The organism is Microvirga sp. GN3 (assembly GCF_055792825.1).
In genome coordinates this window covers 39322-65451 of sequence record NZ_JBVVAK010000018.1, presented here as the reverse complement: position 1 = coordinate 65451, position 26130 = coordinate 39322, and the positions used below count along the sequence as shown (strand labels likewise).

Genomic DNA, 26130 nt, shown 5'->3' with positions numbered 1-26130 from the left:
CTAACGACGATCCGGGATCGAATAGGTCCCGGTCGCATGGCAGACCACGTCAGAACTGCCTTCGGAATAGATCGAGACATCGCCGACTGCCAGGCGCTTGCCGAGCTTCAGCAGACGGCACTCGGCGATGAGCGCGCGCGGCTCGGGCTTTCTCAGGAAATTGAAGTTGAGGCTCGTGGTGACGGCGAGTACCACGGGGCCGATATGGGCGAGAATCGCCGCATAGAGGGCAAGATCCGCCAGCGCCATCATGGCGGGTCCCGAGATGGTGCCGCCGGGGCGCAGGTGGCGCTCGTGGTATTCCATCCGCATGCGGGCCGAGAGCGGTCCGATCTCGTCCACGAAATAACTGCGCCCGCCCGCATGCATCTGCGGGAATTCCCGGTCGAGGAAGACCGTCAACTCGTCCTTGGTCATGATCGGGTGATGCGAAGCCATGCGTCAAATGCTCATTGAACTGCCCTGCCCTATCCCATACGTTCCACCCATGAACCACGACAATTATCCGAACGATTACATCCGCGGCATCCTCAACAGCGTGAAGACCATCGCGCTGGTCGGCGCCTCGCAGAACCCCGCCCGTCCAAGCTGGATCGTCACCAAGTACCTGCTGGAGCGGGGCTATGATGTGATCCCGATCAATCCGGGTCTCGCCGGCGGCGAGCTTCTCGGCAAGAAGGTCTATGCCTCGCTGAAGGACGTGCCCGGTCCCATCGACATGGTCGAGATCTTCCGCAATTCGGAAGCCGCAGGCCCGATCACGGACGAGGCTTTGGCGCTCGATCCGCTGCCCAAGGTTTTGTGGATGCAACTCTCCGTGCGCAACGACGAAGCCGCCGGCAAGGCCGAGGCCAAGGGCTTGAAGGTCGTTATGGACCGCTGCCCGAAGATCGAGTTCGGCCGTCTCTCCGGTGAGATTTCCTGGCAGGGGGTGAATTCGCGGATGCTGAGCGCCAAGAAGCCGGTTCTGTCAGGGAGGGGCTTCCAGAAGCTCAGCCTCAATCGGCCCTGAATTGCCCTTGTCATCCCCGGCCTTCGGCCACCGGGGGTGACGCCGCGAGTTGCCTAATACGCTCCTTGACGGAAGAACGATCCGTTCTTTAAATAGAACGCCTTCATTTCCTAGAGGAACGCTCCGACCATGACCGACCGTCTGCCAGGCTTCAATACGCTCGCCATCCACGCCGGAGCGGCTCCCGATGCTGCGACCGGTGCCCGTGCGACGCCGATCTACCAGACCACCTCTTTCGTCTTCGACGACGTGGACCATGCGGCCTCGCTCTTCGGCCTGCAGGCCTTCGGCAACATCTACTCTCGAATCGGCAACCCGACCTGCGCCGTGCTGGAGGAGCGCGTGGCGGCGCTTGAAGGTGGCACCGCAGCCCTTGCGGTGGCCTCAGGCCATGCGGCCGAGTTTCTGGTGTTCCATACCCTTTTGCAGCCCGGCGACGAGTTCGTCGCGGCCAAGCAGCTCTATGGTGGCTCGATCAACCAATTCAACCATTCCTATAAGAATTTCGGCTGGAACGTCGCCTGGGCCAATGCCGACGACCCATCGAGCTTCGAAGCCGCCATCACGCCGAAGACCAAGGCGATCTTCGTCGAATCCATCGCCAATCCAGGCGGCGTGATCGTCGACCTTCAGGCCATCGCGGCCATCGCCAAGAAGCACCGCATTCCGTTCATCGTCGACAACACGATGGCGACGCCGTACCTGATCAGGCCCTTCGAGCACGGTGCCGACATAATCGTTCATTCCGCCACCAAGTTCCTCGGCGGCCATGGCAACTCCATCGGCGGCCTGATCGTCGATGGTGGCTCCTTCAACTTCGCAGGTGACGATCGTTATCCGATGCTCTCGAAGCCGCGCCCCGAATACGGCGGCATGGTGCTTGGCGAGACCTTTGGGAATTTCGGCTTCGCCATCGCCTGCCGCGTGCTCGGCCTGCGCGATCTCGGGCCGGCGCTCTCGCCCTTCAATGCCTTCCTGATCCTCAACGGAATCGAGACCCTACCGCTGCGCATGCAGCGCCATTCGGACAACACGCTCGCGGTCGCCGAGCATCTGTCGACCCACAGCAAAGTGTCCTGGGTCAGCTATCCGGGCCTACGCGATGATCGCTATCACAACCTCGCCAAGCAATACTGCCCCAAGGGCGCCGGCGCGGTGTTCACCTTCGGTCTTAAGGGCGGCTACGAGGCCGGCGTGAAGCTCGTCTCGAACCTCAAGCTGTTCTCGCATCTGGCCAATATCGGCGATACCCGCTCGCTGGTAATCCACCCGGCCTCGACCACCCACCGCCAGCTCACGGATGAGCAGAAGACGCAGGCCGGCGCAGGTCCGGAGGTCGTGCGCCTCTCCATTGGCCTCGAAGACACGCAGGATCTGATCGACGACCTCAATCAGGCGCTGGACGCGGCGTAACCAGATTCTACTGCTGGCCTTTGGTCATTCTCACCCGTCGTGCCGGGCATGAGGTTGGGACAACAAAAAGGGCGGCCCGAGAGCCGCCCTTTTTGTTGAGATGAAATCCAACACTTATGCAGCGCGAGAAGCGCCAGCTTTCTTATAGGTGTTGTGGATGGCGTTAAGCGAACGCTCGAGAGCCGTCCAGAGGCGCCCAATCTCATCGGCGCCCTGCGACTTCGCATCGTATTCCCGTGCGCCCTCGCCCGTTGCAAGAGAAAGTGTCAGCTCGGGACGATGGGTAATCTGGCCGGCCCAGACCGGAACCTGGAGCGCGTTCAGTGCACCGCGCGCATCGGCAACCACATGAGCCTCGACATCGCTATGCTTCGCCGGAGCGGCATTGATCACCGCGGCGTAAGGCTTGCGATGTTCGCGGGCGATGGCGACCGTATCCTGCAGGGCCGCGATGTCGAATAGGCTCGCGCGGGTCGGAATGATCACGAGCGTGGCGTGCTTGATCGCGTCGGAGACGATCGAGGATTTGTTCGGCGGCGTATCGACCAGCACCCACTCATAACCCTCGCGCTTCGCTTCCTTGAGCGCATCGTCGATATGACGGGTATTATGCTTGAGGCCCAAGTATTCCTGATTGCGAATCTTGTGCCAGAGAGACAGGGAGCCCTGCGGATCGTTGTCGATCAACAACGTTGGGCGCGAAGGGTTGGCGATATAACTCGCGAGGTGAGCAGCAAGCGTGCTCTTACCCGAGCCGCCTTTCCGCGAAGCAAAGACCAGCACATTCATGCCTGACTCCTCATAAGCCTGTTCCTACAGCCCTGAATCTAGGGGTTAACCTATCTTAATATTGTTCACCTGTAGCAGAGCAAGTACTGATTTCCTAATTCCTGCCGTATTCCCACTACGATTTTTCGCGGACGAAGGATTCGATTGAGCGATTTCAAGCCATTCATCGCAAAGGGCTCGGCTCGTGAAGGTCCTGGCATGATCCGCCAAGCTTCTGACATGAGTCGCGGAGTATCCCTTCAAAAGCTTATTTTTAAAGGTTTTGAATGGAGTGGGCCCGCTGAACCTGCCCAGCTCAGTTCTCAGTTAGACTTTCATATTCGATGCACAGTTCAAGCTTTGCAACGAAGTTGGACCCGATAAACGATACCTGGAGCTCCTGCTGTAAAACGCGTTTTTCGAGTCGGAACCACCCTTCCGCTTGGCCGTTAAGCTCCAGACTTCACCAGTCTAGGAGCAGATCAATGTCCAAGAAGATCTTGTTTGCCGGCGCTATGCTTGTGGCCCTCGCCCCGATTGGCGCCTTTGCTCAGGACCCGGCTGCTGGCGGTGCCGCTGCCGGTGCTGCCACGGGGGCCGTTGGCGGCGCGATCGTTGGTGGCCCAATCGGTGCGGCGGTCGGCGGCGTGACCGGAGCGATCGTTGGCGGTCTGGCCGGCGAGGCTCAACCCCGCTTCCGTCAGTATGTCATCACCCAGGGCGTTCCGTCCTACCGCTACGCCGAAGAGGTTCGCGTAGGCGCCGTCCTGCCCGCTGCCGGCGTGACCTATTATGAGGTTCCGGCCGAGTATGGCGTGACCAACTATCGCTACACGGTCGTCAACGATACCCCGGTTCTGGTCGAGCCCGGCACCCGCCGCGTCGTCCAGGTCATCCGCTAATTTCCAGTGGAAGTTTGGTTTCGGGGCGGCCTCATCGGCCGCCCTTTTCTTTTGTCAGGCTTTGCTCACGCGAGCGTGGACGACGGCCATGGTGAGTACAGCCATGGCGAAGACCTGATGCGCCAATCCGGCCCAGAGAGGCACCACAAGCAGCAGGGTCACGATTCCGAGAATCATCTGCGCCAGCATCAAACCGGCCATTCCCGTTGCGCGGCTGGCGGTCTTCGAATTCGGAGCCTGCCGACGCAGGGTCCACGCATGCAACACGGCGAAAGCGACGATGGCATAGGCCACAAGCCGGTGGTTGAACTGGACCAGGATGACATTATCCACGAAGTTCTCGATCCAGGGCGTGACCGAGAACAGAGCCGATGCCGGCGGAACGAGAGCGCCATCCATCAGAGGCCAAGTGTTGTAGGTCAGTCCTGCTTTCGAGCCGGCCACGAGGCCGCCGAGAGCGATCTGGAACAGAATCAACCCGGCGAGGATGCGCGGTGCATAGCCGGCGCGGATCTCCTGGCTGAACGAGGCCGAACGGTCCTTCAACCCCGACGCCACCCACACGAGGCAGGCGAGGATAATGCTGGCGACGGTGAGATGCAGGGCTAACTTAATGGGGGCGACCGCCGTCATGCCGGGTTCGAGACCCGATGCTACCATGATCCAGCCGATGGCGCCCTGAAGGCCACCGAGGGCTCCGATGCCGAGAAGCGTCAAGGCGAGCTTGCCCTTGATGGCACCTCTCGCCCAGAACCAGACCAGCGGCACGAAAAAGACCAGGCCGATCAGGCGACCGAGCTGCCGGTGTCCCCACTCCCAGCCATAGATGAACTTGAACTCGGACAGGGTCATGCCCTTATTGACGAGCTCATATTGCGAAATCTGCCGGTACTTCTCGAACTCCGCTATCCAGGCCTGCTCAGTCAGCGGCGGAATGGCGCCGGTGACGGGCTTCCACTCCGTAATCGAGAGCCCCGAGCCCGTCAGGCGCGTGGCTCCGCCGACGGCGACCATCAGGACGACCAGCCCCGCAAGGCAATAGATCCAGGCACGAACGGCGGACAGGGATCGGCTTTGGGGCACGCGCGCCAGCGGCACGCCCTCGGTGGAGGCTGCGACAGCCATGCTCACTCTCATCGTCGATTAGGGCTTGAACCCAGGATACGGACGTCACATAGAGGCTCTGTCTCCTGGAGGCAATTCATGCCGGTGACGCACCGCAGCGACACGACTTTGATGATTGAGGGGTTTCGGCCATGGGCTCTCGCTCACGCAAGCTGATCGGCACAGTGGTGATGCTGACCTTCATCATTGTCTATGCGCTGTTTGCGATGGCGGTTGCCGAAGGTCGGATCACGCAGGCGCCGAAGCTCCTTCAGACCGTCGCCTATATCGTGCTCGGCCTGATCTGGATCGTCCCGCTCATGCCGCTCATCCGCTGGATGGCGAAGCCGGACAAATCCTAAGCCCCGCCGATCCCCTCGATGATCGTGCCCGTGCCGCCGCAGATCGGGCATGGCGTGACGCCAATGCGGCCGCTGCCCTTGCATTCCGGGCAGACATTCTCGCCCGCGCCCGGAGTTCCCGGCTCGGCCTGATCGCCTGGATTGAGCTTCGTCTGATCGGAAGCAACATGATCCTTTGGTGTGCCCGTCATGGCAGAGCTCCATGAGATTTCATGCGATCAACGCAGTAGCGGAGTCCGCGTTTCCGAAACGCCAAAAGAAAAGGCCCGCCAGAAGCGGGCCCTTTCTCAAATCCTTAGCGGCAGACGCGGCGGCTGCGATGCTCCCAGCCCCAGCCGGGAACCCATTCCCGGTAACGCTCCGTGAAGCAGCGCTCCACATAGACCTCGCGGACCGGGCGCTCGTAATAAACCGGCCGACGCTCTTCCACATAGACGGGCGGCGGGGGTGGCGGAGGCGCGCGATAGACGACCGGGGGCTGAGGCTGAGCGACGGCCGCCCCAACGGCAGCACCGACCGCAAGACCTCCCAGAGCTCCGAGAGCCACCGCGGCACCGGGAGACAGGCGATCACGCGCTGCAGCCGGTTGAGCGGCAGCCAGGCCGGTGACCAGCGCCAGAGCCGCGGCAGTACCGGAAACAAGACGGAAGATCTTCATGATCATCACCTACGACAGGAGGGAGGCTGCATGCCTTCCCCTTCATGTCATGAGATATACTGTTCAAAACCTCTCTGAAAGCTGAACAGAATGTGGCAAAGCTTGGGCATAAGCCGATCTTGCCGGAATGGTGATCAAGCTCTTAAAGCCCTCGCTCGCCCCTTAACGATTTCGGCCAACCTGATCAGGCGCCAGCGCTGCGCAGCGGCACCGAGAGCAGCACGCGAACCAGATCTGCCTGACGGTTGGTATCAGTCTTCCGAAACAGATTCTTGAGGTGGAAGACGACGGTGGTCTGGGCGACTTCAAGCTCTTCGGCAATCTGATCGAGACGCTTGCCATCGATCAGCATGAGGGCCACCCGCGTTTCAGAGGGCGTCAGGTTGTAGAGCCGGACGAGCGTGTCGCCCGAGACCTTGGCCCGCTGCTCCGTGTCGATCACGAGCAGGACGACGGCTTCCGGCCTCTCCTCCACGGAGAAGCGTTGTCCGGGGATCAGGACAAGGTAAGGTCGCCCACCGGAGATCCTCGGGAACGAGACGATCTCATCCAGCGACTCCTCCTCGAAGGCCTTTTCGATGGCGGAATAGAGCTTGCCGTTCTGCTTGGCCACGGAGCCCTTCAGGATGCCCTGCGTGGCGCTCAAGCCGTCATCCTCGGCCAGAATGCGTTGCGCTTCCTTGTTCATCACGCGGACGCTGCCGCTCTCGTCGACAATCACGACGCCGACGAGAAAGCGGTCGAAGGCGAAGGTTGCCTTGTACAGGGCGTCGACCGTACGTCCCTTCGACGATTTCAGGATCTCCTGCCAGGATTCCTCCGCCCTGTGGACGGCGCTCGTTTGAACGCGAGCGACCTGGTCGAGACGGGCAGAGATGGTCGCCAGCAGAATCTCGTAATCGATCGGCTTGACGAGATAATCGTCCGCTCCCGCCTGCTTGCCGCTGAGAACGTCGTTCCGCTCGGCGAGTGCCGTCAAAAAGATGAAGGGAACGTCGGACATTGTGCCCTGCTCGCGCAAGGCCTTGAGCACGTCGTAGCCGCCAAGGCCGGGCATGGTGATATCGCACAGGACAAGGTCGGGACGGTGCTTTTCCAGGAGGTTGAGCGCCTCGCTGCCGTTCGCGGCCTGGAGCACGCGATAATTGGCCGCCTCCAGCTCCTCGGCGATATCTCCCCTCAGATCGTCTTCGTCTTCAACGCAAAGAATTGTTTTTTTTTGCATTCATTGGTTTCAGTCACTTATGCAGCCTGTTGCGTTTGATCGGCATTGGCTATGGGCAGGTCGAACGTAAACAAGGATCCCGCTGCCTCATAGCTCTCGACCTGAATTTCACCCCCATGCAAGTGCATGATCCTCTGAGCGAAATTCAATCCAATACCCGTTCCGGCAATACCCGATGCGGTACGCGCGCGGTAGAACCGATCGAAGATCTTCGGCAATTCATCCGCAGGAATTCCGATGCCCCAGTCACGGACAGAGCAGAAGGCGCGGGATCCATCCATCCAGATCTTGATCTCGACGACTGGCGTATCGCCTGAATACTTGATGGCATTTGACAGGAGATTGACGACCACCTGCTCGATCAGCATGCCGTCGCAATAGACCCTGAGGGGAACATCCGGGACATCGAAGCGGATATCGGCCTGCGAGCTAACCTCGCGCTGCCGCTCGCAGATGTCCATAACGAGATCGACCAGATTGTAGGAGGCCGGATTGACCTCGATCGTACCGGCATCGAGTTTGGCTGCGTTCAGCACGCTTTCCACGAGGCGCGTCAGCCTCGTACCGGCATTCCGAATTTTCTGGATGCGGGTGACAAGCTCATCATTGGTGAGCTCCGATCCGCGGCGTAGAATGCGCTGGGCACTGGAGTCCAGAATGGCCAAAGGCGTCCGGAACTGGTGAGACACCATGGACACGAAGTTCCGGTAGGCATTCGTGGTCTCACGCTCGCGATCAAGGGCCGATTCAAGAGCCCTCGCAACCTGCTTGTAACCGGTGATGTCGGTCAGACGCACGAAGATCGTCGCCCCATCGGCTTTCGTTAGGGAAAGGCGCGCCCAGCTATCCTTCTTCACCAGAAGATCGAACTCGACCTCTTCGAACGGAGGCTGCGCGTTCACGAGCCGCATGTCGGCGCCTTCGCACATGGCGAAACACCGCAGAAAGTTTGAGAGGCTCATCTCCTCATGACACCAAAGGGATACGGGCGCAGCTGCCCAGATCTGCTCGTTGGCGAAGAGGAGCTTCCCTGTCCAATCGAAGGCCGCAAATCCTTCCGATGCCGAATTGATCGCCGCGATCAGGCGACGTTCAGCCTGACGTAGAGCGGCTGTCCGCTGAAGAACCTTGATTTCAAGATCGAAATTCTGACGTTCAGCCTGTTTGCGGGCAAGCCATTGCTCGGTCACATCACGCATGAAGGCGATGCCGAGCTTGCGTTCGGCCATATAGACGGGAAAACAGTTGATCTCCAGGCACCGTTCCTGCCCGTCTGGCGAAGTCGCCTCATTCTCGAAGATCGAGCTCGTTCCTTCCGTTGCCCGAACGAGAGAACCAATCACGTCCTCCTGGGCAAAAATGGGATCGAGGCCCTGTATGTGTTGCCCGATAGCCTGATCGGACTTCAGGCTCAGCAAGTCTTCCATGCCCGGGTTCCAGAGCAAGCATCGAAGCTGGCCATCGAACATGACAATGCCCTGATTGCTGATGTTGTTGATGACCAGATCGGAGAGTTCCTGCTCCTGCTTGAGAAGCTGCTTTGCCTGGCTTGCTTCCTGCACTCCCTTGAAAAGCTTAAACAAAAGAAATGCAGCACTAAGGACAATGCCTACGAGAAAGGCAAAACTTTCGAATACGGTTTGCAGATACGTAGCGCGCTTTGCTGCAGTTCGATCACGACCTTGTACGACAATCTTATTAGCTGCGTCCCGCAGTTTGTATGCGAGATCGTGCATCTGCCCACGCAACAAGTCTGCTGCCTGTGGATCAAGCTCTCCCCTCAGGAGCGGCTCAGCGAGCGTGAGTTGAAGATAAGCCTGTCGCAAATCGCCAGCCAATCCGACATCTTCGAATGCCTGCCCTTGTGGCCCCTCCACCAGCACGGCGAGCCGACTAATCAGGATATTGGCCCGATAGCCCGGCTCTTGATCTTGCGTAGCGATGCGTTGCCCCGCTGCAATTCGCGCGAGACATTCCGCAAGAACTGCAGCTTCGAACTGCGTCTGCGTAACCACCCACATGTTGGTATACATGCCGTCGGTCCGCAAAGCGCGCTCAACCTCCAGCAGTCGCGCCACAGTAAAGCCGAGACAAACAACAAAGCCTGCTATCGCAAAAAGCGTAATCAAACCAGTTTTATAGCTTTTGATAATCAGCTTCATGGCTGTTGAATGTGAAGCTTGTTCAACTGCCAGACGGATCGGGCATAATATTGGACATCGTAAAGCACCTCATGAGCATCTCGGGGATACACAATCCATAGAGGCCCTTTGTCGCGAATAGTCAGCATTTTCCCATCAACGGCCATCGCAAGAAGAGGCTCGAATTTGAGATCGGCAAGTGGAATAGTAATCTCGTAATCGTTGAGGGCCGACGCTCTCATCACCGTACCTTGAGCGCCTACCCGTTTCAAAACAGTGCTCAAGAGAACGCCTTCGAAAAATTGAGGTTGGCTCGATACTTCCGTGCCTGTAGAGAACGATGCCTTGCCTAACGCCTCCAGCATGTCTCGATCGAACTCCGCTCGCCCGGGGGCGTTCGTTTGCTCGATATTCCCGGAAATCGTCAACAAGACGGTTCCTTTGGCAGGAGGCAAAGGCTCGGCCGCATGAGCAGGCATCCAGCCCCCCACGAAGGCGATCACAGACACGAGGAACGTGAGGCGGAGCATAAGTTCCCAAACCAAGAGAGATTATAATAGAACACATACATCATCGGCGATTTATTGCAAAAAATCCAGTGCCGCCCTTGAGAAACAACCTCCTCATCCCCTTGAGGCATTCCCTGGATAGATAAGAAATTTCATATGAATATATATCTATGCCCCACCAGCTATCATTTTCACACAATAATCCCCCTACACTGCAATATATAACCGATCAAAACTTCAAATAACAAAGCAAACTACAAACTCAACCTATCTATTTCTTCTCGAATTCGAACACGAATTACAAATACATCTAAAAATATTAGCTCCATAACTCGCTCAAGATCGGGATTGTGCAAGCTTGGCCGATAGCGCTATATTTCGCCCGATTATAAACGGGCCCTTTGCCGGAGCTTTTGCAAACGAGGAGTTTGATATGCGTAAATTCATAACGGCCCTGGTGGGAGCGGCAATGCTCGTGTCGGCATTGCCCGCCGGCGCAGCCCCCCTCCAGAGCCGTCCGTTGCCTCAGGTCGACCAGCCGTACCCGAACGAGAGCTACGCCCAGTACTATCGCCGCGGCTATCGCCCTTACTACCGTGACCGGTACTACTATCGCCGCGACAATGGCGCCGCCGTTGCCGCCGGCGTTGCAGGCCTCGCGGCGGGTGCCCTGATTGCAGGCGCCATCGCAAACCAGGCCCAGGCACAGCCTGCCGCTCCGCCGCCGCCTGGCGTCGTCGATCCACAGGTCGCGGCTTATTGCGCACGTAAGTACCGCTCCTACGACCCGGGAACAGGAACCTTCCTGGCGACGAACGGTATGCGTTACGTCTGCACCTATCCGTAAGCTCTGCAGCTTCGCAGCATCCTGGCCCTGCCGCAGAACCTGTGGCGGGGCTTTTGCTTGCCGAGGCGCTGTGACGTGGCAGCTAAACCTTTACCCTGTCGGCCGGCGCCATAGAACAAATAGAACAAAGCGATACAGGTTCGAACGAACCACAGTCTGGCATGGCCGCACTGAAAACGCCGTGTCGCAACTTCGCATGTAGGGTTTAGGAACAACTAATGACACGAGACTCTGACAGCATCGGTACCGTCATCCCTCCCAACGAGGCCGCCATCCTGACCTCCGGTAACATGACAGAACTCGAGCTGATTCTTCCGGATCTGGGCGACGAGGATCTGCCCGAGATCGCAGTCTTTCTCGTCGCCTGCGCCATGCGCTTCCATAGTGATCCCGACTTCCTGCAGGAGCAGCTGGAATGGCTCGTCAGGGCGCATGACGCCGACGTGGATGAAGGCCTGAGGCCCGATCAGCTGAACTCCGCCAACGACGACTGAGCCAAGCATAAGGAGCGCCGGCACTAATCGATGAACTCCGCCGGCGTTCCCTTCTCGACCATCTTCGACAACTCCTCCACGTCCCAGTTCGTCAGCCGCACACAGCCCCGCGAATAGGCCTTGCCGACCTTTTCGGGCTCGGGCGTTCCATGGATACCGAAGGACTCGACGGAAAGGTCGATCCAGGTACTCCCGACCGGGTTGTTCGGGCCGGGCTTGATCTCGAACTTCTCCTTGGCCTTCACGCCCTTGAAAGCGTAATCCGGGTTGTAGGTGTAGTTCGGGTTCGGAGCCACCGCGCGCACCTTGTGCGTTCCGCTGGGCGCAGGATTTTCCTCGCTACCGATGGACGCCGGATAGACCGCAACCAGGGCTCCATCTTTGTCGAGGACGCGTAAGACGTGCTCGCTTTTGACGATCTCAATCTTCGCGGCCTTTCCCAAATTCTCTAGAGCCGGCTTTGCCTCGACGTTGGCAACGACGATGGATGTCCCGGCCTTGTCGAGGCTCTTACCGGGATTCAGGGCTTTGAGCAGATCCACGTCCATATGAAACCTTTCGGCCAGAAGCTCCTCCGGACTGGAATAGCCGAGCCGATCCAGATCCGCCTGCTCCTCCAGCTTGTCAGGGATATCGACGAAGGGACCTTTCACATCCTCGTCCCGGATCGTGTATTCGACCAGAGCCGGGTCCGAGGACGTCTCATTGAGCTTTGCCCATAGCTCCTCATCGAGGGATCCGTCCGGTTTCAGGCCGCGCTCCTTCTCGAATGCCTTGATGGCATTCCGCAGATTCTCGCCGTTATGCCCATCGATGACGCCCGGCGAGAAACGAGCCCGGTCGAGCAGCACCTGTGTCCTGACGAGAGCCGGATCGATCTCGTTCTCCTTGTCCCTGCCGCTTTTGGCTGGCCACTCAGCCTTATTGACGGATCCAAGGTCCAACTTCTGAGGCGCAGCCAGGACAAAGCTTGAGAGTCCAACGATCCCAACAAGGGCATACGCAACGATTTTCATGAAACGCTCCATGGGCCAGGTCACGGACAAACAAAGCCCTGGCCGCATCTGCTGTTCCGTAAGCTTATTGGCAAATGCGGTAGTCGCCTTTGCGCTGACGCAGATCGAGATGAAGATGGTCGCCGTGGGAAGCGTCCGAGCCGGGGCCGAGCACCGTGTTGAAGATCGGACAGGCGGCCTTCCGGATCGCTGACTGAAATGTCGCCTCGGGAGAGTTCTCTGGATGGCTGCCGATTGTCAGCGCGGCCCGCTTGGCGAATTCGAAACCCATGATATCGAGCCCATTGCCAAAGGCATGCTCGCTGAGCTTTGCGCCATTGCGCTGGTCGCGGCACTGATAGGCGGTGCCGATGAGAAGCTTCGTTGGGGTGGTCTGGAACTGGCGCTCGGCCTCCGGCGCGACCACGTCGCTCATCCAGCGAGCGATGCTCTCCGCTGCAGGGCAGCCCATCAACGATGCCGGTACGATTGTGACACCGTTGGGAAGCGCGGAGACGAGAACCGGGTTTTCGATCCCGCAACCGTTCTCTTTCACCGGCGGGCGGCTCTCGAAGCGCAGGCCACGCTGAGTGAGGCGTTGCAGGCAATCCTTGTCTTCGCTGTCCAACTCGGCCTGCTGCGTGAGGGGCGTCTCGTTCCGCGGCACTTCTTCCGCGCGCCGCTCGGTCTCCGGCTCAACCTTGAAAACAGGCCTCGGCGGAGGCAGTGGCTCAGCCGGGCGATCCGGCCTTGGCGGCGGCAGCGGTGGTGTCGGATCCTGCGCCAGAGCGGCGGAGGAGAGCATCAGCATCACGCTCATGATGCTGCCCACCTGCCCTACCATCCGGCGTCGAAGACCCATCCCGGCTCCTATTCTCAAGCCCACCCTGTCTATAACCCTCATGCGCCAAGGTTCAGTTCCATCTCCATCTTCTGGGAGCCTTGCCCTTGTGGCCGGACGCTCCAAAATCGATACAGGATGGGAGGACCGTCATGAGGGCATTTCCAGTGACGGACGTCGATTCGGACAAAAGCTTGTCCTTGGTCTCGACGCTGACCCAGGAGCATGAGAGCCCCTGCACGAAGCGCGTCGTGGAATTGGAAGCGCGTGTGGCCAAGCTGCGGGCTGAGCTCCAGGAAGCCGAAGCGGCATTGGAGTTCGAAAGGGCCCGCATGCCGATCCCTGGCGACTTCGTCCGTTGTCCTCTGACGCGCTTCTTCGGGCGGGTCACCAAGGTCACGCCTCGCCCCACTGGCAGGCCGTGGATCGAGATCGTTCCCTATCTCGGCCCGAACCTTCCCGGCCACTCGTCCATGGATCTGTTCGACAGCTGGGAGCTGATCGATCCACCCCCGGACGCTGCCGAAGCGGGCGCCGATAAGTTTCCCCTGATCGCACCCTTCATGCCGGCAACCGGCGCCCTGCTCGCGCCACCATCTGGTGAGGATGAGGTAGAAGCGTCCCTCAGAAAACTCTGGGCGCCTTCGAACCGGATTTCGTCTTAGCGTACAGCTTGTAGGGTTATCGCCTGCAACAATTCCAGGCATGTGGCGTTGGCCCTGCGGTTTCGCCGCCTGCAACAGCCTGCGAAATCCCGAACGCGTGGCACTCGGGAAGCCTGAACCTCAGAATCCCTTTCCCTCACCTGCCAACGCATCAAAAACCTCTCGAACGATGGGGAGACAGCAATGGCAGAGGAAGGGCAGAGTGTACGCCTTCAAGTCGCGAATGCCCGGCCGGACGATTCAGGCCGTGGCATTGCACGCATAAGCCGCCAGTCCCTTGCCGAAATCGGCATTCAGGAAGGCCAAGCGGTCGAGATCGTGGGCAAGCGCCACACCACAGCCATCGCCGTTACGCCCTACCCGGAGGATGAGGGCCTAAACATCATCCGGCTCGATGGCCTGCAGCGCGTCAATGCCGGCGTGGGCAGCGGCGATCATGTAGAAGTGAAGCGGGTCGAGGTCCGCCCCGCGACCCGCGTCGTGCTCGCTCCGGCCCAGAAAGGCCTCCGTCTGCAGGGCTCGGGCGACGCCCTGAAACGCACCTTCTATCAGCGCCCGCTCACGGCAGGCGATGTGATTTCGACCTCGGTCTATTCGCAACGCTCCGCGGATCAAAGGCTGCCGGAGGAGCTGCGCGGACTCCTTAACATCCCGGCTTACGGCCTCCAGGAAATCCGTCTCGTCGTGGTCTCGACCCAGCCGCGCGGCATCGTGCATGTGACGGCCGAGACCGAGATCGAGCTGCGTCCGCAATTCGAGGAACCACGGGAGGCGCGGCGGGCTGACGTGACCTATGACGATATCGGCGGTCTCGGCAGCACGGTCGATCAGGTCCGCGAAATGGTGGAACTACCGCTTCGCCATCCGGAACTGTTCCAGCGCCTCGGCATCGATCCGCCGAAGGGAGTGCTGCTCTACGGCCCTCCCGGGACCGGCAAGACCCGCCTGGCGCGGGCCGTCGCCAACGAGACGGAAGCGCAGTTCTTTCACATCGCCGGCCCCGAGATCATGGGCCAGCATTACGGCGAATCCGAACAGCGACTGCGGCAAGTCTTTCAGGAAGCGGAACAGAACGCACCCGCCATCATCTTCATCGACGAGATCGATAGCATCGCGCCTAAGCGCGAGGAGGTCACGGGTGAGGTCGAGCGACGCATTGTGGCGCAGCTCCTCACCCTGATGGACGGGTTGGAACCACGTCAGAACATTGTGGTCATCGGCGCGACCAATAGGCGTGAGGCGATAGACGAGGCCCTGCGGCGCCCAGGCCGCTTCGATCGCGAGATCGTCATTGGCGTCCCGGACGAGTCCGGACGCCGGGAAATCCTCGGCATTCACACCCGCGGCATGCCCTTGGCCGAGGACGTGAATCTCGACGATATCGCCCGCACAACTTATGGCTTCGTCGGAGCCGATCTGGCCGCCCTCTCCCGCGAGGCCGCCATGGATTCGCTCCGTCGCATTCTGCCAGGCATCAATCTGAGGGACGGCATTCCCTCCGATGTGCTCGAGAGCTTGCAGGTCACGCGGCAGGATTTCAGCAATGCCATGAAGCGAGTCCAGCCTTCAGCCCTGCGTGAGATCATGATCCAGGTTCCGAACGTGACTTGGGACGATATCGGTGGCCTCGAAGAGGCACGCACGCGGCTGCGCGAAGGTGTCGAGCTTCCCTTGAAAAGTCCGGAATCCTTCCGCCGCCTCGGCATCCGCCCAGCGAAGGGCTTCCTGCTCTTCGGTCCACCCGGCACCGGCAAGACGCTCCTAGCAAAGGCCGTCGCCCGCGAAGCCCAGGCCAATTTCGTGGCGACGAAATCCTCCGATCTTCTCTCGAAATGGTATGGAGAATCCGAGCAACAGGTGTCCCGGCTCTTCGCCCGCGCCCGGCAGGTCGCTCCGACGGTGATCTTCATCGATGAGATAGACTCCCTCGCGCCAGTGCGCGGCGGCGGGCTCGGCGAACCTGCGGTGACGGAGCGTGTGGTGAACACGATCCTCGCCGAAATGGACGGCCTTGAGGAACTGCAGGGCGTCGTGGTCATGGCGGCCACCAACCGACCGAATCTGATCGACCCCGCCCTCCTCCGGCCCGGTCGTTTCGACGAGCTGATCTATGTGCCTGTTCCTGATGCGCAAGGACGCCGCCACATTCTTGGCATCCACACCAAGGACATGCCGCTCGGGCCGGATGTGGACCTGGACACGATCGCCGAACGGACGAGCCGTTTTACCGGCGCGGATCTCGAAGACCTCACGCGCCGGGCCGGTCTCCTCGCCCTGCGGGAATCCTTGCAGGCCGAGCACGTGACCATGGCCCATTTCGAGCACGCCCTGCGGGAGACACGTCCTTCCGTCACGCCCGAAATGGAACGGGAATACGAGGACATGGTCCGGACCCTGAAACAGGAAGGCCCGCAGCGCCAGTCCATCGGCTTCCTGCCTTTGAGACAAGCCGCCGAATAGGAGGCCTGAGTTGATTGGGAAAAGAAAACGCGGGCCAAATGGCCCGCGTCTTGTGGTCGATGAGACCTTTCCTTAACGCCCGCAGGCAACCGGAATGCGACCACCGGACTGCGGATCGTAAACGGTGCGGCAGGGCACGCCGTTGATGACGCGGATCTCATGCGGAGCCGCATAAGGATCGGGCGAAGCCATCGGGACGGGAGCACCCATCATCGGGCCTACTGGAGCGGGGGCTATGCTGCCGGTCGTCACGACGTCACCAGCCACAGGCGCCACGACACCGCTGACCTGGCCGGCACACGCGATCGGAATGCGCTGCTTGGAGCTGTGGTCATAAATAGTCCGGCAAGGTACACCATTGATGTACCGGATTTCGTGCGGAGCCGCGTCCGGGAAGAGAGAGCCCGGCGTTCCGGAAATAGGAGATGGCTGCGCCGAAGCAGTGCCGATAATGCCGAACGCCATTAGTCCTGCGCCAGCAAAGATCGCGAGCTTCTTCATAGATGCCTCCTGTGCTTTATTTGAAAATGGCCTCTCGCCATAAAGGACATAGGCTAAACGCACTTGGCGCGGATGGTTTCCAAACGTAATTTCAACACACACAGTTGTGATAGCACCATCCGTGAAAAGCAAAGCTTCGCAAACGCTCAGCTTGAAATCCATATATTTCAAGTCATTTTTGGTCAGTTACTCCAGAAACCATAAACTCATCGAACAGTTAATCTATAAATATTCTAACATTTTGATCAAATTTTCGGCACGAATATACATTGCCGATGAAATTTAGCTCCCCTGCGAATAGAGCCATGTGTGATGCCGAATGTCTCGCTTACCTGGAAGCCGGCACGGCCCTCGTGGCGAGCCAAAGCCCCGCGACGACACCCGCAAGCCCGAGCAGAACGCCGTACGTAAAGGGCTCGCCCAGAACCCAGACCCCGAGCAAAGCTGCCGTGATGGGGCTCAATGAGAGAAAGACCGTGACGCGTGTCGGCGTAGTGTTCTTGAGCGCCCAGAGCCAGAGCACATAGCCGATCCCGCTCGACAGGCCGATGAGCAGGACAATCAGCCATCCCGATGGATCGAGGCGCGAGGTCTCCGTGAAAAGCCCCTCCATGCCTGCGGGTGCAGCAAGGGCGACGACCGACGCCAACATGGCCCACGTGCCGACGGGCAGAGTCGGGTAGCGGGCGAGATAAGGCCGGTACAGCACCGAGCATAGGGCGCCGCACAGGGTTGCGGCGAGCACCAGAATCGCTCCCAGCCATTCGCCGGTTCCACTCTCAGTGACCAGCCGCTCGCCCAGGGCCGCTCCCACGCCGACGATGGTCAGAGCCACTCCCGCGACTTTCGCTCCGGTCAGATGCTCGCGTCCGAGACAAGCCGCGATGATCATGGTCATCAGCGGGAAGGTTGCGAACAGGAGCGCCGCGCGAGTGGACGAGATGAATTGAAGGCTGAGATTCAGGAGCGCGATCAGAACGCCGAACTGCACGATGCCGAGAGCCATGACGACGAGAAGGTCGCGTGTCGCAAACCGCACGCGCGCGCTCACCAGCAAGGGCGGAACCAGGCACAGAACGGCGATGGCATAGCGCAGGAAGGCCAGGGATGCCGGACCGATGTCGTGGACCACGAAGCGCGTGGCGACCATGGCGGCGCCAACCTGAATGCCAGTCGCCGCCGCTGCCATCAGGGCAAGCCCTTCCTGGCGTCTCACAGGTCGAGATCCCAGGTCTGCCCGACGAGATCCTTTCCGAAGGAGCGATGCGCCTCCTCCTTCACCAGCCGGAAGCCGGTCGCCTGATAGATGCTGCGGGCCGCCACAAGGATACCATTGGTCCATAGGGTCAGCGTCTTGTAACCCTTGGCTCTGGCGAAACCGATACATTCATCGACGAGCCGACGCCCGAGACCGAGCCCCCTGGCGGATGGTTCCACATAGAGCAGCCGGAGCTTGGCGACCTCGTCGGAATGGCGCACGACGAACACACTGCCGACCACCTCCCCGTCACGCTCCGCGATCCAGCAGCGCTCCCATTGCGGATCGAAGTTCTTGACGAAGGTCGCTGCGATCTCCGCCACCAGAGCCTCGAAGCTTTCGTCCCAGCCGTATTCCTGAGCGTAGAGCAATCCCTGCCGGTGCGCGATCCAGCCGATATCCCCGACTTGGTGCGAACGCAGAATGTACGGAGGATCGGGCTCCTGGCCGTCGCCGATGAGGCGCTCGACCGTGCCCATGGCTCGGACCAGCCTCTCGCGCTCGCTCTCTGAGAGCGCGAGCAGCATGGCCGCGACCTGCGTCGCGGAGGCTTGGTTCAGCGGCTCGAAGGCCGCGCGCCCCTTATCGGTGAGCGAGAGCAGAAACTGGCGCCTGTCATCTCGCGACGGGGAGCGCTCGATCAGTCCCTGAGCGTCGAACCTCTTCAAAAGGCGGCTGAGATAGCCGGCATCGAGACCGAGCTCCCGCCCCAGATCCGCTGCGGTCACCGAACCGCGATGGGCCAGTTCGTAGAGAACCCGCGCTTCGGTCAGTGAGAACGGGCTTTCGAGCAGCCCTTCGTTCAGAAGGCCGATATGGCGCGTGTAGAAGCGATTGAAGCTCCGGACTTTCTCGATCTGCCCGTCCGTCGGCAATTCCGGCATGTGAGACATGGCCGCCTCCCTGCCGCGCAGAATTGGGCAGATTGTTGACTGAGTCAACTATTTGCGTGAGAGCGGCCCGGCCGCCTATGCCGCAGCGTCGATGGCCAATCGCCCCTCATGGATCGCGTGACAGGCCACGCCTGCCAGCAGCGGCGGAATTTCCGTCCGGCAGCGGTCGTTGGCGAAGGGGCAGCGCGGGTTGAAGGTGCAGCCGGTCGGCGGATTGATCGGGTTCGGAATCTCGCCCTGCACGGGAATGCGCTGGCGCCCGGTCATGCCCACGTCCGGCACCGCATCGAGAAGCATCCGGGTATAGGGATGCTTCGGATGGGCGAAGAGCTCGCGGCCGTTGGAGATCTCGACGATGCGGCCGAGATACATGACGCCGATGCGGCTCGCCATGTGGCGCACCACGGCAAGGTTGTGGCTGATGAACAGATAGGTCAGCCCCAGACGATCCTGCAGATCGCGCATGAGGTTCAGGATCTGCGCCTGCACGGAAACGTCCAGCGCCGAGGTCGGCTCGTCGCAGACGATGAACTCCGCATCGGAGGCAATCGCACGGGCAATGGCGATGCGCTGGCGCTGACCGCCTGAGAATTCGTGCGGGTACTTCTTGCCGTCCGCCGGATGCAGACCGACCAGCGACAGCAACTCCCCGCCTCTGTCGGTGATATCCTTCTCGCTTTCGATCAGATGGAAGGCCCGGATCGGCTCGGCGACGATGCGATCCACCTGCCAGCGCGGATTGAGGCTGGCATAGGGATCCTGGAAGATCATCTGGATGCGGCGGCGCAGGCGCTGGCGTTCGACGGAAGCGGCGCGGCTCGACATGGAGATGCCGTCGATCGACACCTCGCCGCCCGAGGGCGGCAGAAGACCCACCACCATCCGTGCCACCGTCGATTTGCCGGAGCCGGATTCACCGACGAGTGCAAACGTCTCGCCCTTTGCGATGGTGAAGGAGACGCCGTCGACGGCCTTCAGGTACTGTTTCTCGCCTCCCTCCAGCATCCGGTTGAGCCAGGGCTTGGAGACGTCGAACACGCGGCGGAGGTCTTTGACTTCGACGTAAGTTTTCTCGGTCACGCGACGGCCTCCGACCGGACGGAAGATTGATCGTAGAGATGGCAGGCGACGCGATGCTCGCTGTGCTGGATGGGCTCCGGCCGCTCTATCCGGCAGCGGTCGAACACATAGGGGCAGCGCGGATTAAAAGCGCATCCAGGCGGGATGGCAGACAGACGCGGCATGGAGCCTGGGATCTGCACGAGGCGATCCGTATCGCTCTCGAGCGACGGAATCGCGCCCATCAGGCCCTTGGCATAGGGATGCAACGGATTCTGCACCACCTCACGCACCGGCCCGATCTCCGCAATGCGGCCGGCATACATGACGGCCACACGATCCGCGGTTTCCGCAATCACGCCCATATCGTGCGTGACCAGCATGATGGCTGTTCCGTGTTCGCGTCCGAGCCGCTTCAGGAGCGCGATGATCTGCGCCTGCACCGACACATCGAGAGCGGTCGTCGGCTCGTCGGCAATGATGAGTTCGGGCTCAGCGCACAATGCGAGCGCGATCACGACGCGCTGGCGCATGCCGCCGGAGAACTCGTGCGGATAGCTGTCGATCCGCTTATCCGGCGCCGGAATGCCGACTTCCGCCAGAAGATCGATGGCGCGTTTCCTCGCCGCCGAGGCATTAAGGTTCGTGTGCGTGCGGATGGTCTCGATCAGCTGCTCGCTGACCCGGTAGAGCGGGTTGAGGCTGGTGAGCGGGTCCTGGAAGATCATGCCGATGCGCTTGCCGCGCACCTTGCGCATCTCTTCCGGCGGCAGGTTGTCGATCCGCATGCCGGAAAGCCGGATCTCGCCGCCAGCGATGCGCCCTGGCGGATCGATGAGGCCGATGACGGCAGATCCAGTCACCGATTTGCCGGCGCCGGATTCACCAACGACGCCGAGCACCTCGCCCTTGCCGATGTCGAAGGAAATGCCGTCGATGGCGTTAAGAATGCCTCGGCGGGTGACGAACTCGACGCGCAGATCGCGGACGGAGAGGACCGGTTGAACCATGGATGTTCCCTCTCTCATCGCAGCTTCGGATTGAGTGCATCGCGCAGCCAATCGCCCAGGAGGTTGATGGCAAGCACGAGAAGCGCCAGGGCGATGCCGGGGAAGGCCACGATCCACCACTCGCCGGAGAACAGGTAGTTGTTGCCGATGCGGATCAGCGTGCCGAGCGAGGGCATCGTCTCAGGCATTCCGGTGCCGAGGAAGGACAGGGTCGCCTCGGTGATGATCGCAAGCGCGAGGTTGATGGTGGCGATGACCAGCACCGGACCCAGCACATTGGGCAGGACGTGCCGGAACATGATGACAGGCGCCGGCAGGCCGATGAGCCGGGCGGCAGCGATGTAGTCCTTGTTCTTCTCCACCATCACCGAGCCGCGCACGGTGCGGGCATATTGCACCCAGAAGCTCAGGCCGATGGAGAAGACCAGCACCGAGAGCGTCGTCACGCCGTCGAGCTGACCGCCGAGCACCGACTTCACCACGCCATCGACCAGAAGAGCGATGAGGATCGCCGGGAAGGTCAGCTGCACATCGGCGATGCGCATGATAACCGCATCCGTGGTACCGCCCACATACCCGGCGATTAGGCCGAGCGCAATGCCGAGCGTCGCCGAGAAAGCGACGCCGAGGAAGCCGACGGCGAGCGAGATCCGCAGACCGTAGAGAATGGCCGAGAAGATGTCGCGGCCCTGCTCGTCCGTGCCGAGCATGAAGGGCATCTGTCCTTCCGCGCTCCAGATCGGTGGGAGACGGCTGTTCATCAGCTCGAGCTGTGCTGGATCGAAGGGATCCTGCGGCGACAGAAGGCCGGCGAGGACGGCCGACGCCATGAACAGAACCGTCACGAAGGCGGCTGCCATCGTCAGCTTGGAACGCTTGAAGCTCGCCCAGATATCGCTGTCGAAAAAACGGCCGATCCAGGTCGTCCGTTGGGACTGAGGCGCGGGCGCCGCTTGAATTGCTTCAGCCATGGTCGCCTCCTCAGGCCGGCTGCCGGATCGTGGTCCTCAGGCGAGGATCGACGATGGTGTAGAGGATGTCGACGGCGAGGTTGATCGCCACGAAGATCAGCGCCACCAGCATGAGGTAGGCGGCCATGATCGGGATATCGACGTTCTGCACGGCCTGAACGAAGAGCAGGCCCATGCCTGGCCACTGGAACACGGTCTCCGTGATGATCGCGAACGCGATCACCGAGCCGAATTGCAGGCCAACGATGGTGATGACCGGCACCAGCGTGTTCTTGAGCGCGTGTCCGAAATGAATGGCGCGGGTGGTAAGCCCCCTCGCCCGTGCGAACTTGATGTAGTCGGTGCGAAGCACCTCCAGCATCTCGGCCCGGACGATGCGCATGATCAGCGTCATCTGGAACAGGCCCAGCGTAATGGAGGGCATGATCAGCGCCTTCAGGCCCGACAGGGTGAGAAGACCGGTCGTCCACCAGCCGAGACGGACGGTGTCGCCGCGCCCGAAAGACGGCAGCCATCCGAGGGTCACGGAGAAGAGATAGATCAGCAGAATGCCGATCAGGAAGGTCGGGAGCGAGATGCCGATCAGCGAAATGGTCTGGAACACCTTCGCCAGGAAGCTGTCTCGTTTCAGTCCCGAATAGACGCCCATCAGTACGCCGAAACCGGTGGCGAACAACGTGGCGCACAGGGCCAGCTCCAGAGTTGCCGGCATGCGCTCGGCCAGGAGATCCGAGACCGGCTGCCGGAACTGATAGGACACGCCAAAATTGCCCTGGGCCGCGCTGGTGAGATAGCGCAGGAACTGCACCGGCACCGGATCGTCGAGCCCGAGAGAGCGGCGGACCTGCTCCCGTTCCGCGGCGGGGGTATCGAGGGAGACGATCTGGTTCACCGGATCGCCGGCAAAGCGAAACATCGCGAACGAAATAATTCCGACGGCCAGAAGAACGCCGATGGCCTGGAGGGCACGCCGGATGATGAAAGCGAACATGTACAATCTCTTGATCGCTGCGTCCCGGACAAAACTTCTGCCCGGAACCTTCGAAAGAATCGTCCCGGACAGCTCATCGCTGTCCGGGACGAGCGATCAGACGCGGACTATTCCTTCTTCTGCGCCCAGTAGAACAGCACCTGATTGTCGGCGCGCTGGACCATCGTCACCTTGTTCGACACACCCCAGGCGAGAGCCTGCTGATGCAGCGGGATATAGCCGTATTCGTCGAAGGTGATCTGGAAGGCCTGCTTGATCATCTGGTCGCGCTTCTCCTTGTTGCTTTCGACCAGGATCTTGTCGGTCAACTCGTCATGCTGCTTGTTGCAGAAGTTGCCGAGGTTGGACTCGCCCCGCGAGGAATTCGGATCGTTGCGGCAGCCCTCGATGTCGAACAGCACGTTGTGGCTGTCGAAGGTGCCCGGCGTCCAGCCCAGCAGGTAGAACGAGGTGTTGTAATTGCCCGACTTCAGCACCTTGCCGAAATACTGCGCCTTCGGCTGGGCCATCAGGTTCACCTTGACACCGGCACGGGCCAACATGCCGACCACGGCCTGGCAGATCGCCTCGTCATTGACGTAGCGATCGTTCGGGCAGTCCATGCCGACCTCGAAGCCGTTCGGGTAACCGGCATCGGCCAGGAGCTTCTTGGCGCCCTCGACGTCGTATTTCGGACGCACGAAATCCTTCGAGTGAGTGAAGAGCTGCGGTGCGATCATGAGCGCGGACGGCGTCGACATGCCGCGCATGACGCGGGACTTGATCGTCTCGATATCGATGGCCTTGTAGAAGGCCTCGCGCACGCGCTTGTCCTTGAACGGGTTCTTACCCTTCACGTTCGAGAAGAGAAGCTCGTCGCGGGTCTGGTCGAAGCCGAGGAAGATGGTGCGGAGTTCTGGACCTGCCTGCACCTTCGCGTTCGCAGTGCCGTTAACGCGCTGCACGTCCTGCAACGGAACCGGTTCGATCACGTCCACCTCGCCCGAGAGCAGCGCAGCGACGCGAGTGGCATCGGATGCGATCGGCGTGAACACGATCTCGTCGAGATTGTGCTCGACCTTGCCCCACCAATCCTTGTTCGGCTTGAAGACAGTCTTCACGCCGGGCTGGTGGCTTTCGATCTTGAACGGACCGGTACCGTTGGCGTTCAGAGAGGCATAGCTCGGCGTCGTTGCCGCGGCCGGCGTCGGCGCAACGCTGTTGTTCGCCTCCGACCACTCCTTGTCCATGATGTACCAGGTATCCCACTGGGCATTCATGATCGGGTTCGGCGACTTCAGCTTCACGTCGACCGTGAAATCGTCGACCTTCACCCATTCCGAGCCGCTGGGAACGCGGGTCTGGAAGTTCGAGCCCTGTGCGCGCACGCGGCTCGCCGAGAAGATCACGTCGTCGGCATTGAAGGGATTGCCGTTGTGGAACTTCACGTTCTTGCGCAAGAACAGACGCCACGTCATGCCGTCTTCGCTGATCTCCCAGCGCTCAGCCAGGCCCGGCTCGATCGCCAGATCCTTGCCGCGCTTCGTCAGGCCCTCATAGACATGCCCGTGATGCGCGATGGTGGTGGTCTCGTTGAGGGTATAGGGATCGAGCGACTTCAGGTCGCCCTGGTTGGCATACCGCAAGGTCACGGCCATCGCCGGGACGGCTACGCCGACCATGAGGGCCGCAATGGTGCCCACGAGAAACTTCGAACGGATCGTCATCTTGTGTCTTTCTCCTCTGGAGGTCCCGCGTCTTTGCGCGATGTTCTTCTTGTCGGAAGACCGGAATGAACCGTTGTTTCTTCCGCCGGGCATGAAGTTAGGCAGGAAAGTGGCCGATGGTCTAGCCCCGACTTGGACCATCTTGCTCAGCAATTAGGCACAGAGATCCTCAATCAGACGGCGCAGCACCGCCTCGCCGGCCTCGAACTCGCTAACCTCGATGTATTCGTCCGGCTGGTGGGCCTGGGCGATGTCGCCGGGACCGCAGACCACAGTCGACCAGCCGACCCGCTGGAACAGACCCGCTTCCGTCCCGTAGGACACCACATGGGTGCCATTGTCGCCGGTGATGCGGCGCATCAGGCGCTCGGCCGCCCCGTCCGTCTCCGGCCTGAGGCCCGGCACCTCGGCGATGAGTTCGACGGCGACGCCCGTCTCGGGAGCGATAGCCTTCATCCGGGGCTCGACGACCTCGCGGATATAGGCCTCGTAGCGGGCGAGATAGTCCATCGGGCTCTCGGTCGGGATCGCCCGGATGTCGGTGAAGAACCAGGCGGAGGACGAGACCACATTGGCGGCATTGCCGCCGGCCATCATGCCGCAATGCAGCGTCGTGTAGGGCGGCTCGAACGGATTCTGCGGATCGACCCGTTTCCGATTTTCCTCCATGACGTCCTCCTGCCAGGCGATCAGCCGCGCCGCGTTCATGACGGCGCTCACGCCCTGGTCGATCCGGCTGGAATGGACGGCATATCCCGTCACGTGGGTGCGCAGCTGCACGGACGCCTTGTGCCCCGTCACCACCGCATGACGGGTGGGCTCGCCGACGATCACGGCGGAAGGCGCCGGAATGGACTTTGCCATCGCCTCCACCAGGAACGGCGCGCCACGGCAGGCGATCTCCTCGTCATAGGAAAGGGCGATATGAATCGGCCGCTTGAGCGGTGCACGCACCATCTCGGGTACCAGCGCCAGAACGAGCGCATCAAAGCCCTTCATGTCGGTCGTGCCGCGACCGTAGAGGCGGCCGTTTTTCTCCGTGAGCGTCCAGGGATCCATGGACCAATTCTGGCCCTCCACCGGCACCACATCCGTATGGCCAGACAGAACGACTCCGCCTTCGACCCGCGGCCCGATGGTGGCGTAGAGATTGGCCTTGTCTCCTTCCGGGCTCATGACGAGATGGCTTTCGACGCCATGGCTGTTCAGCCAGTCGCGGCAGAAACCAATGATATCGAGATTGCTGCTTGTTGAAACGCTCGGGAAAGCAATCAGGCGCGCGAGCATCTCGCGAGGGGACAGCGACATCGTACACAGCTCCTCAATACAAGCGCCAAGCATCCGA

Annotated in this window: 27 protein-coding genes; 8 read left to right on the top strand and 19 right to left on the bottom strand. The window is 60.8% G+C overall.

Features of this window, described 5'->3' with window-relative positions; translation table 11 throughout:
- Positions 1-438 (bottom strand): PaaI family thioesterase, encoded by a 438-nt coding sequence (locus ACS5Q1_RS11595; protein ID WP_473098323.1) that lies wholly within the window; start codon positions 436-438, stop codon positions 1-3.
- A 49-nt stretch (positions 439-487) separates the two neighbouring features.
- On the opposite strand from ACS5Q1_RS11595, the gene ACS5Q1_RS11590 reads away from it, so the two are divergent.
- Complete coding sequence (locus tag ACS5Q1_RS11590; protein WP_473098322.1) at positions 488-1012, top strand: CoA-binding protein; 525 nt, start codon at positions 488-490, stop codon at positions 1010-1012.
- A gap of 129 nt (positions 1013-1141) precedes the next feature.
- On the top strand, positions 1142-2425 hold the full coding sequence (locus ACS5Q1_RS11585; protein WP_203443711.1) for an O-acetylhomoserine aminocarboxypropyltransferase: 1284 nt from the start codon (positions 1142-1144) through the stop codon (positions 2423-2425).
- 114 nt (positions 2426-2539) lie between these two features.
- Here the strand turns inward: ACS5Q1_RS11585 and ACS5Q1_RS11580 are convergent, their stop codons facing one another.
- Positions 2540-3214 (bottom strand): AAA family ATPase, encoded by a 675-nt coding sequence (locus ACS5Q1_RS11580; protein ID WP_473098321.1) that lies wholly within the window; start codon positions 3212-3214, stop codon positions 2540-2542.
- A 464-nt stretch (positions 3215-3678) separates the two neighbouring features.
- Here ACS5Q1_RS11580 and ACS5Q1_RS11575 point away from each other — a divergent pair, with 464 nt between their 5' ends.
- The gene (locus ACS5Q1_RS11575; RefSeq protein ID WP_473098320.1) at positions 3679-4095 is read left to right on the top strand and encodes a DUF1236 domain-containing protein; all 417 of its coding nucleotides are present in this window, start codon (positions 3679-3681) and stop codon (positions 4093-4095) included.
- A 54-nt stretch (positions 4096-4149) separates the two neighbouring features.
- Here ACS5Q1_RS11575 and ACS5Q1_RS11570 read toward each other — a convergent pair whose 3' ends face one another.
- On the bottom strand, positions 4150-5220 hold the full coding sequence (locus ACS5Q1_RS11570) for a COX15/CtaA family protein (RefSeq protein WP_473098319.1): 1071 nt from the start codon (positions 5218-5220) through the stop codon (positions 4150-4152).
- A 131-nt stretch (positions 5221-5351) separates the two neighbouring features.
- On the opposite strand from ACS5Q1_RS11570, the gene ACS5Q1_RS11565 reads away from it, so the two are divergent.
- Positions 5352-5561 (top strand): DUF2842 domain-containing protein, encoded by a 210-nt coding sequence (locus tag ACS5Q1_RS11565; RefSeq protein WP_203443707.1) that lies wholly within the window; start codon positions 5352-5354, stop codon positions 5559-5561.
- Here the strand turns inward: ACS5Q1_RS11565 and ACS5Q1_RS11560 are convergent.
- The 5 genes from ACS5Q1_RS11560 to ACS5Q1_RS11540 form a co-directional block, all read right to left on the bottom strand.
- Positions 5558-5752, bottom strand: a complete 195-nt coding sequence (locus tag ACS5Q1_RS11560) for a hypothetical protein (protein WP_473098318.1) — start codon at positions 5750-5752, stop codon at positions 5558-5560. The two genes, ACS5Q1_RS11565 and ACS5Q1_RS11560, sit on opposite strands and share 4 nt — an antisense overlap.
- A 104-nt stretch (positions 5753-5856) precedes the next feature.
- Complete coding sequence (locus ACS5Q1_RS11555) at positions 5857-6219, bottom strand: hypothetical protein (protein WP_203443705.1); 363 nt, start codon at positions 6217-6219, stop codon at positions 5857-5859.
- Between the two features lie 184 nt (positions 6220-6403).
- Positions 6404-7444, bottom strand: a complete 1041-nt coding sequence (locus tag ACS5Q1_RS11550; protein WP_473098317.1) for a response regulator — start codon at positions 7442-7444, stop codon at positions 6404-6406.
- 17 nt (positions 7445-7461) lie between these two features.
- The gene (locus ACS5Q1_RS11545; RefSeq protein ID WP_473098316.1) at positions 7462-9606 is read right to left on the bottom strand and encodes a sensor histidine kinase; all 2145 of its coding nucleotides are present in this window, start codon (positions 9604-9606) and stop codon (positions 7462-7464) included.
- Positions 9603-10115 carry a putative pterin-binding protein gene (locus ACS5Q1_RS11540; protein WP_473098315.1) on the bottom strand — a complete coding sequence of 171 codons (513 nt, stop codon included), beginning with the start codon at positions 10113-10115 and terminating at the stop codon, positions 9603-9605. Before ACS5Q1_RS11540 ends, ACS5Q1_RS11545 begins: the two co-directional genes overlap by 4 nt.
- A gap of 412 nt (positions 10116-10527) precedes the next feature.
- On the opposite strand from ACS5Q1_RS11540, the gene ACS5Q1_RS11535 reads away from it, so the two are divergent.
- Together ACS5Q1_RS11535 and ACS5Q1_RS11530 are read left to right on the top strand one after the other, a co-directional pair.
- On the top strand, positions 10528-10941 hold the full coding sequence (locus ACS5Q1_RS11535) for a BA14K family protein (protein ID WP_473098314.1): 414 nt from the start codon (positions 10528-10530) through the stop codon (positions 10939-10941).
- A 218-nt stretch (positions 10942-11159) separates the two neighbouring features.
- A complete protein-coding gene (locus ACS5Q1_RS11530) occupies positions 11160-11435 on the top strand; it encodes a hypothetical protein (RefSeq protein ID WP_473098313.1) in 276 nt (91 codons plus the stop codon).
- A gap of 23 nt (positions 11436-11458) precedes the next feature.
- Here ACS5Q1_RS11530 and ACS5Q1_RS11525 read toward each other — a convergent pair whose 3' ends face one another.
- A complete protein-coding gene (locus tag ACS5Q1_RS11525; RefSeq protein WP_473098312.1) occupies positions 11459-12451 on the bottom strand; it encodes a L,D-transpeptidase family protein in 993 nt (330 codons plus the stop codon).
- Between the two features lie 64 nt (positions 12452-12515).
- Positions 12516-13292, bottom strand: coding sequence for an extensin-like domain-containing protein (locus tag ACS5Q1_RS11520; protein WP_473098310.1), 777 nt, complete (start codon positions 13290-13292; stop codon positions 12516-12518).
- Between the two features lie 131 nt (positions 13293-13423).
- On the opposite strand from ACS5Q1_RS11520, the gene ACS5Q1_RS11515 reads away from it, so the two are divergent.
- Together ACS5Q1_RS11515 and ACS5Q1_RS11510 are read left to right on the top strand one after the other, a co-directional pair.
- The gene (locus ACS5Q1_RS11515) at positions 13424-13936 is read left to right on the top strand and encodes a hypothetical protein (RefSeq protein WP_473098309.1); all 513 of its coding nucleotides are present in this window, start codon (positions 13424-13426) and stop codon (positions 13934-13936) included.
- Positions 13937-14119: 183 nt separating this feature from the next.
- Positions 14120-16396, top strand: coding sequence for a CDC48 family AAA ATPase (locus tag ACS5Q1_RS11510; RefSeq protein ID WP_473098307.1), 2277 nt, complete (start codon positions 14120-14122; stop codon positions 16394-16396).
- Between the two features lie 72 nt (positions 16397-16468).
- On the opposite strand, the gene ACS5Q1_RS11505 is transcribed toward ACS5Q1_RS11510, so the two are convergent.
- From ACS5Q1_RS11505 to argE, 9 genes are all read right to left on the bottom strand, one after another.
- Positions 16469-17059, bottom strand: coding sequence for a hypothetical protein (locus tag ACS5Q1_RS11505; protein ID WP_473098306.1), 591 nt, complete (start codon positions 17057-17059; stop codon positions 16469-16471).
- A 166-nt stretch (positions 17060-17225) separates the two neighbouring features.
- Positions 17226-18113 (bottom strand): DMT family transporter, encoded by an 888-nt coding sequence (locus tag ACS5Q1_RS11500; protein WP_473098305.1) that lies wholly within the window; start codon positions 18111-18113, stop codon positions 17226-17228.
- On the bottom strand, positions 18110-19048 hold the full coding sequence (locus tag ACS5Q1_RS11495) for a bifunctional helix-turn-helix transcriptional regulator/GNAT family N-acetyltransferase (RefSeq protein WP_473098303.1): 939 nt from the start codon (positions 19046-19048) through the stop codon (positions 18110-18112). The genes ACS5Q1_RS11500 and ACS5Q1_RS11495 overlap by 4 nt, the downstream gene beginning before the upstream one ends.
- Before the next feature lie 75 nt (positions 19049-19123).
- On the bottom strand, positions 19124-20053 hold the full coding sequence (locus ACS5Q1_RS11490; RefSeq protein ID WP_473098350.1) for an ABC transporter ATP-binding protein: 930 nt from the start codon (positions 20051-20053) through the stop codon (positions 19124-19126).
- Positions 20054-20124: 71 nt separating this feature from the next.
- On the bottom strand, positions 20125-21117 hold the full coding sequence (locus tag ACS5Q1_RS11485; RefSeq protein WP_473098302.1) for an ABC transporter ATP-binding protein: 993 nt from the start codon (positions 21115-21117) through the stop codon (positions 20125-20127).
- 14 nt (positions 21118-21131) lie between these two features.
- Positions 21132-22088 carry an ABC transporter permease gene (locus tag ACS5Q1_RS11480; RefSeq protein WP_473098301.1) on the bottom strand — a complete coding sequence of 319 codons (957 nt, stop codon included), beginning with the start codon at positions 22086-22088 and terminating at the stop codon, positions 21132-21134.
- Between the two features lie 10 nt (positions 22089-22098).
- Positions 22099-23079 (bottom strand): ABC transporter permease, encoded by a 981-nt coding sequence (locus ACS5Q1_RS11475; protein WP_203443690.1) that lies wholly within the window; start codon positions 23077-23079, stop codon positions 22099-22101.
- Positions 23080-23186: 107 nt separating this feature from the next.
- Entirely contained in the window at positions 23187-24740 is a 1554-nt protein-coding gene (locus ACS5Q1_RS11470) for an ABC transporter substrate-binding protein (RefSeq protein WP_473098347.1), read from the bottom strand.
- A gap of 198 nt (positions 24741-24938) precedes the next feature.
- Positions 24939-26093 (bottom strand): acetylornithine deacetylase, encoded by a 1155-nt coding sequence (gene argE, locus ACS5Q1_RS11465; RefSeq protein ID WP_473098300.1) that lies wholly within the window; start codon positions 26091-26093, stop codon positions 24939-24941.
- Positions 26094-26130: the final 37 nt, after the last annotated feature.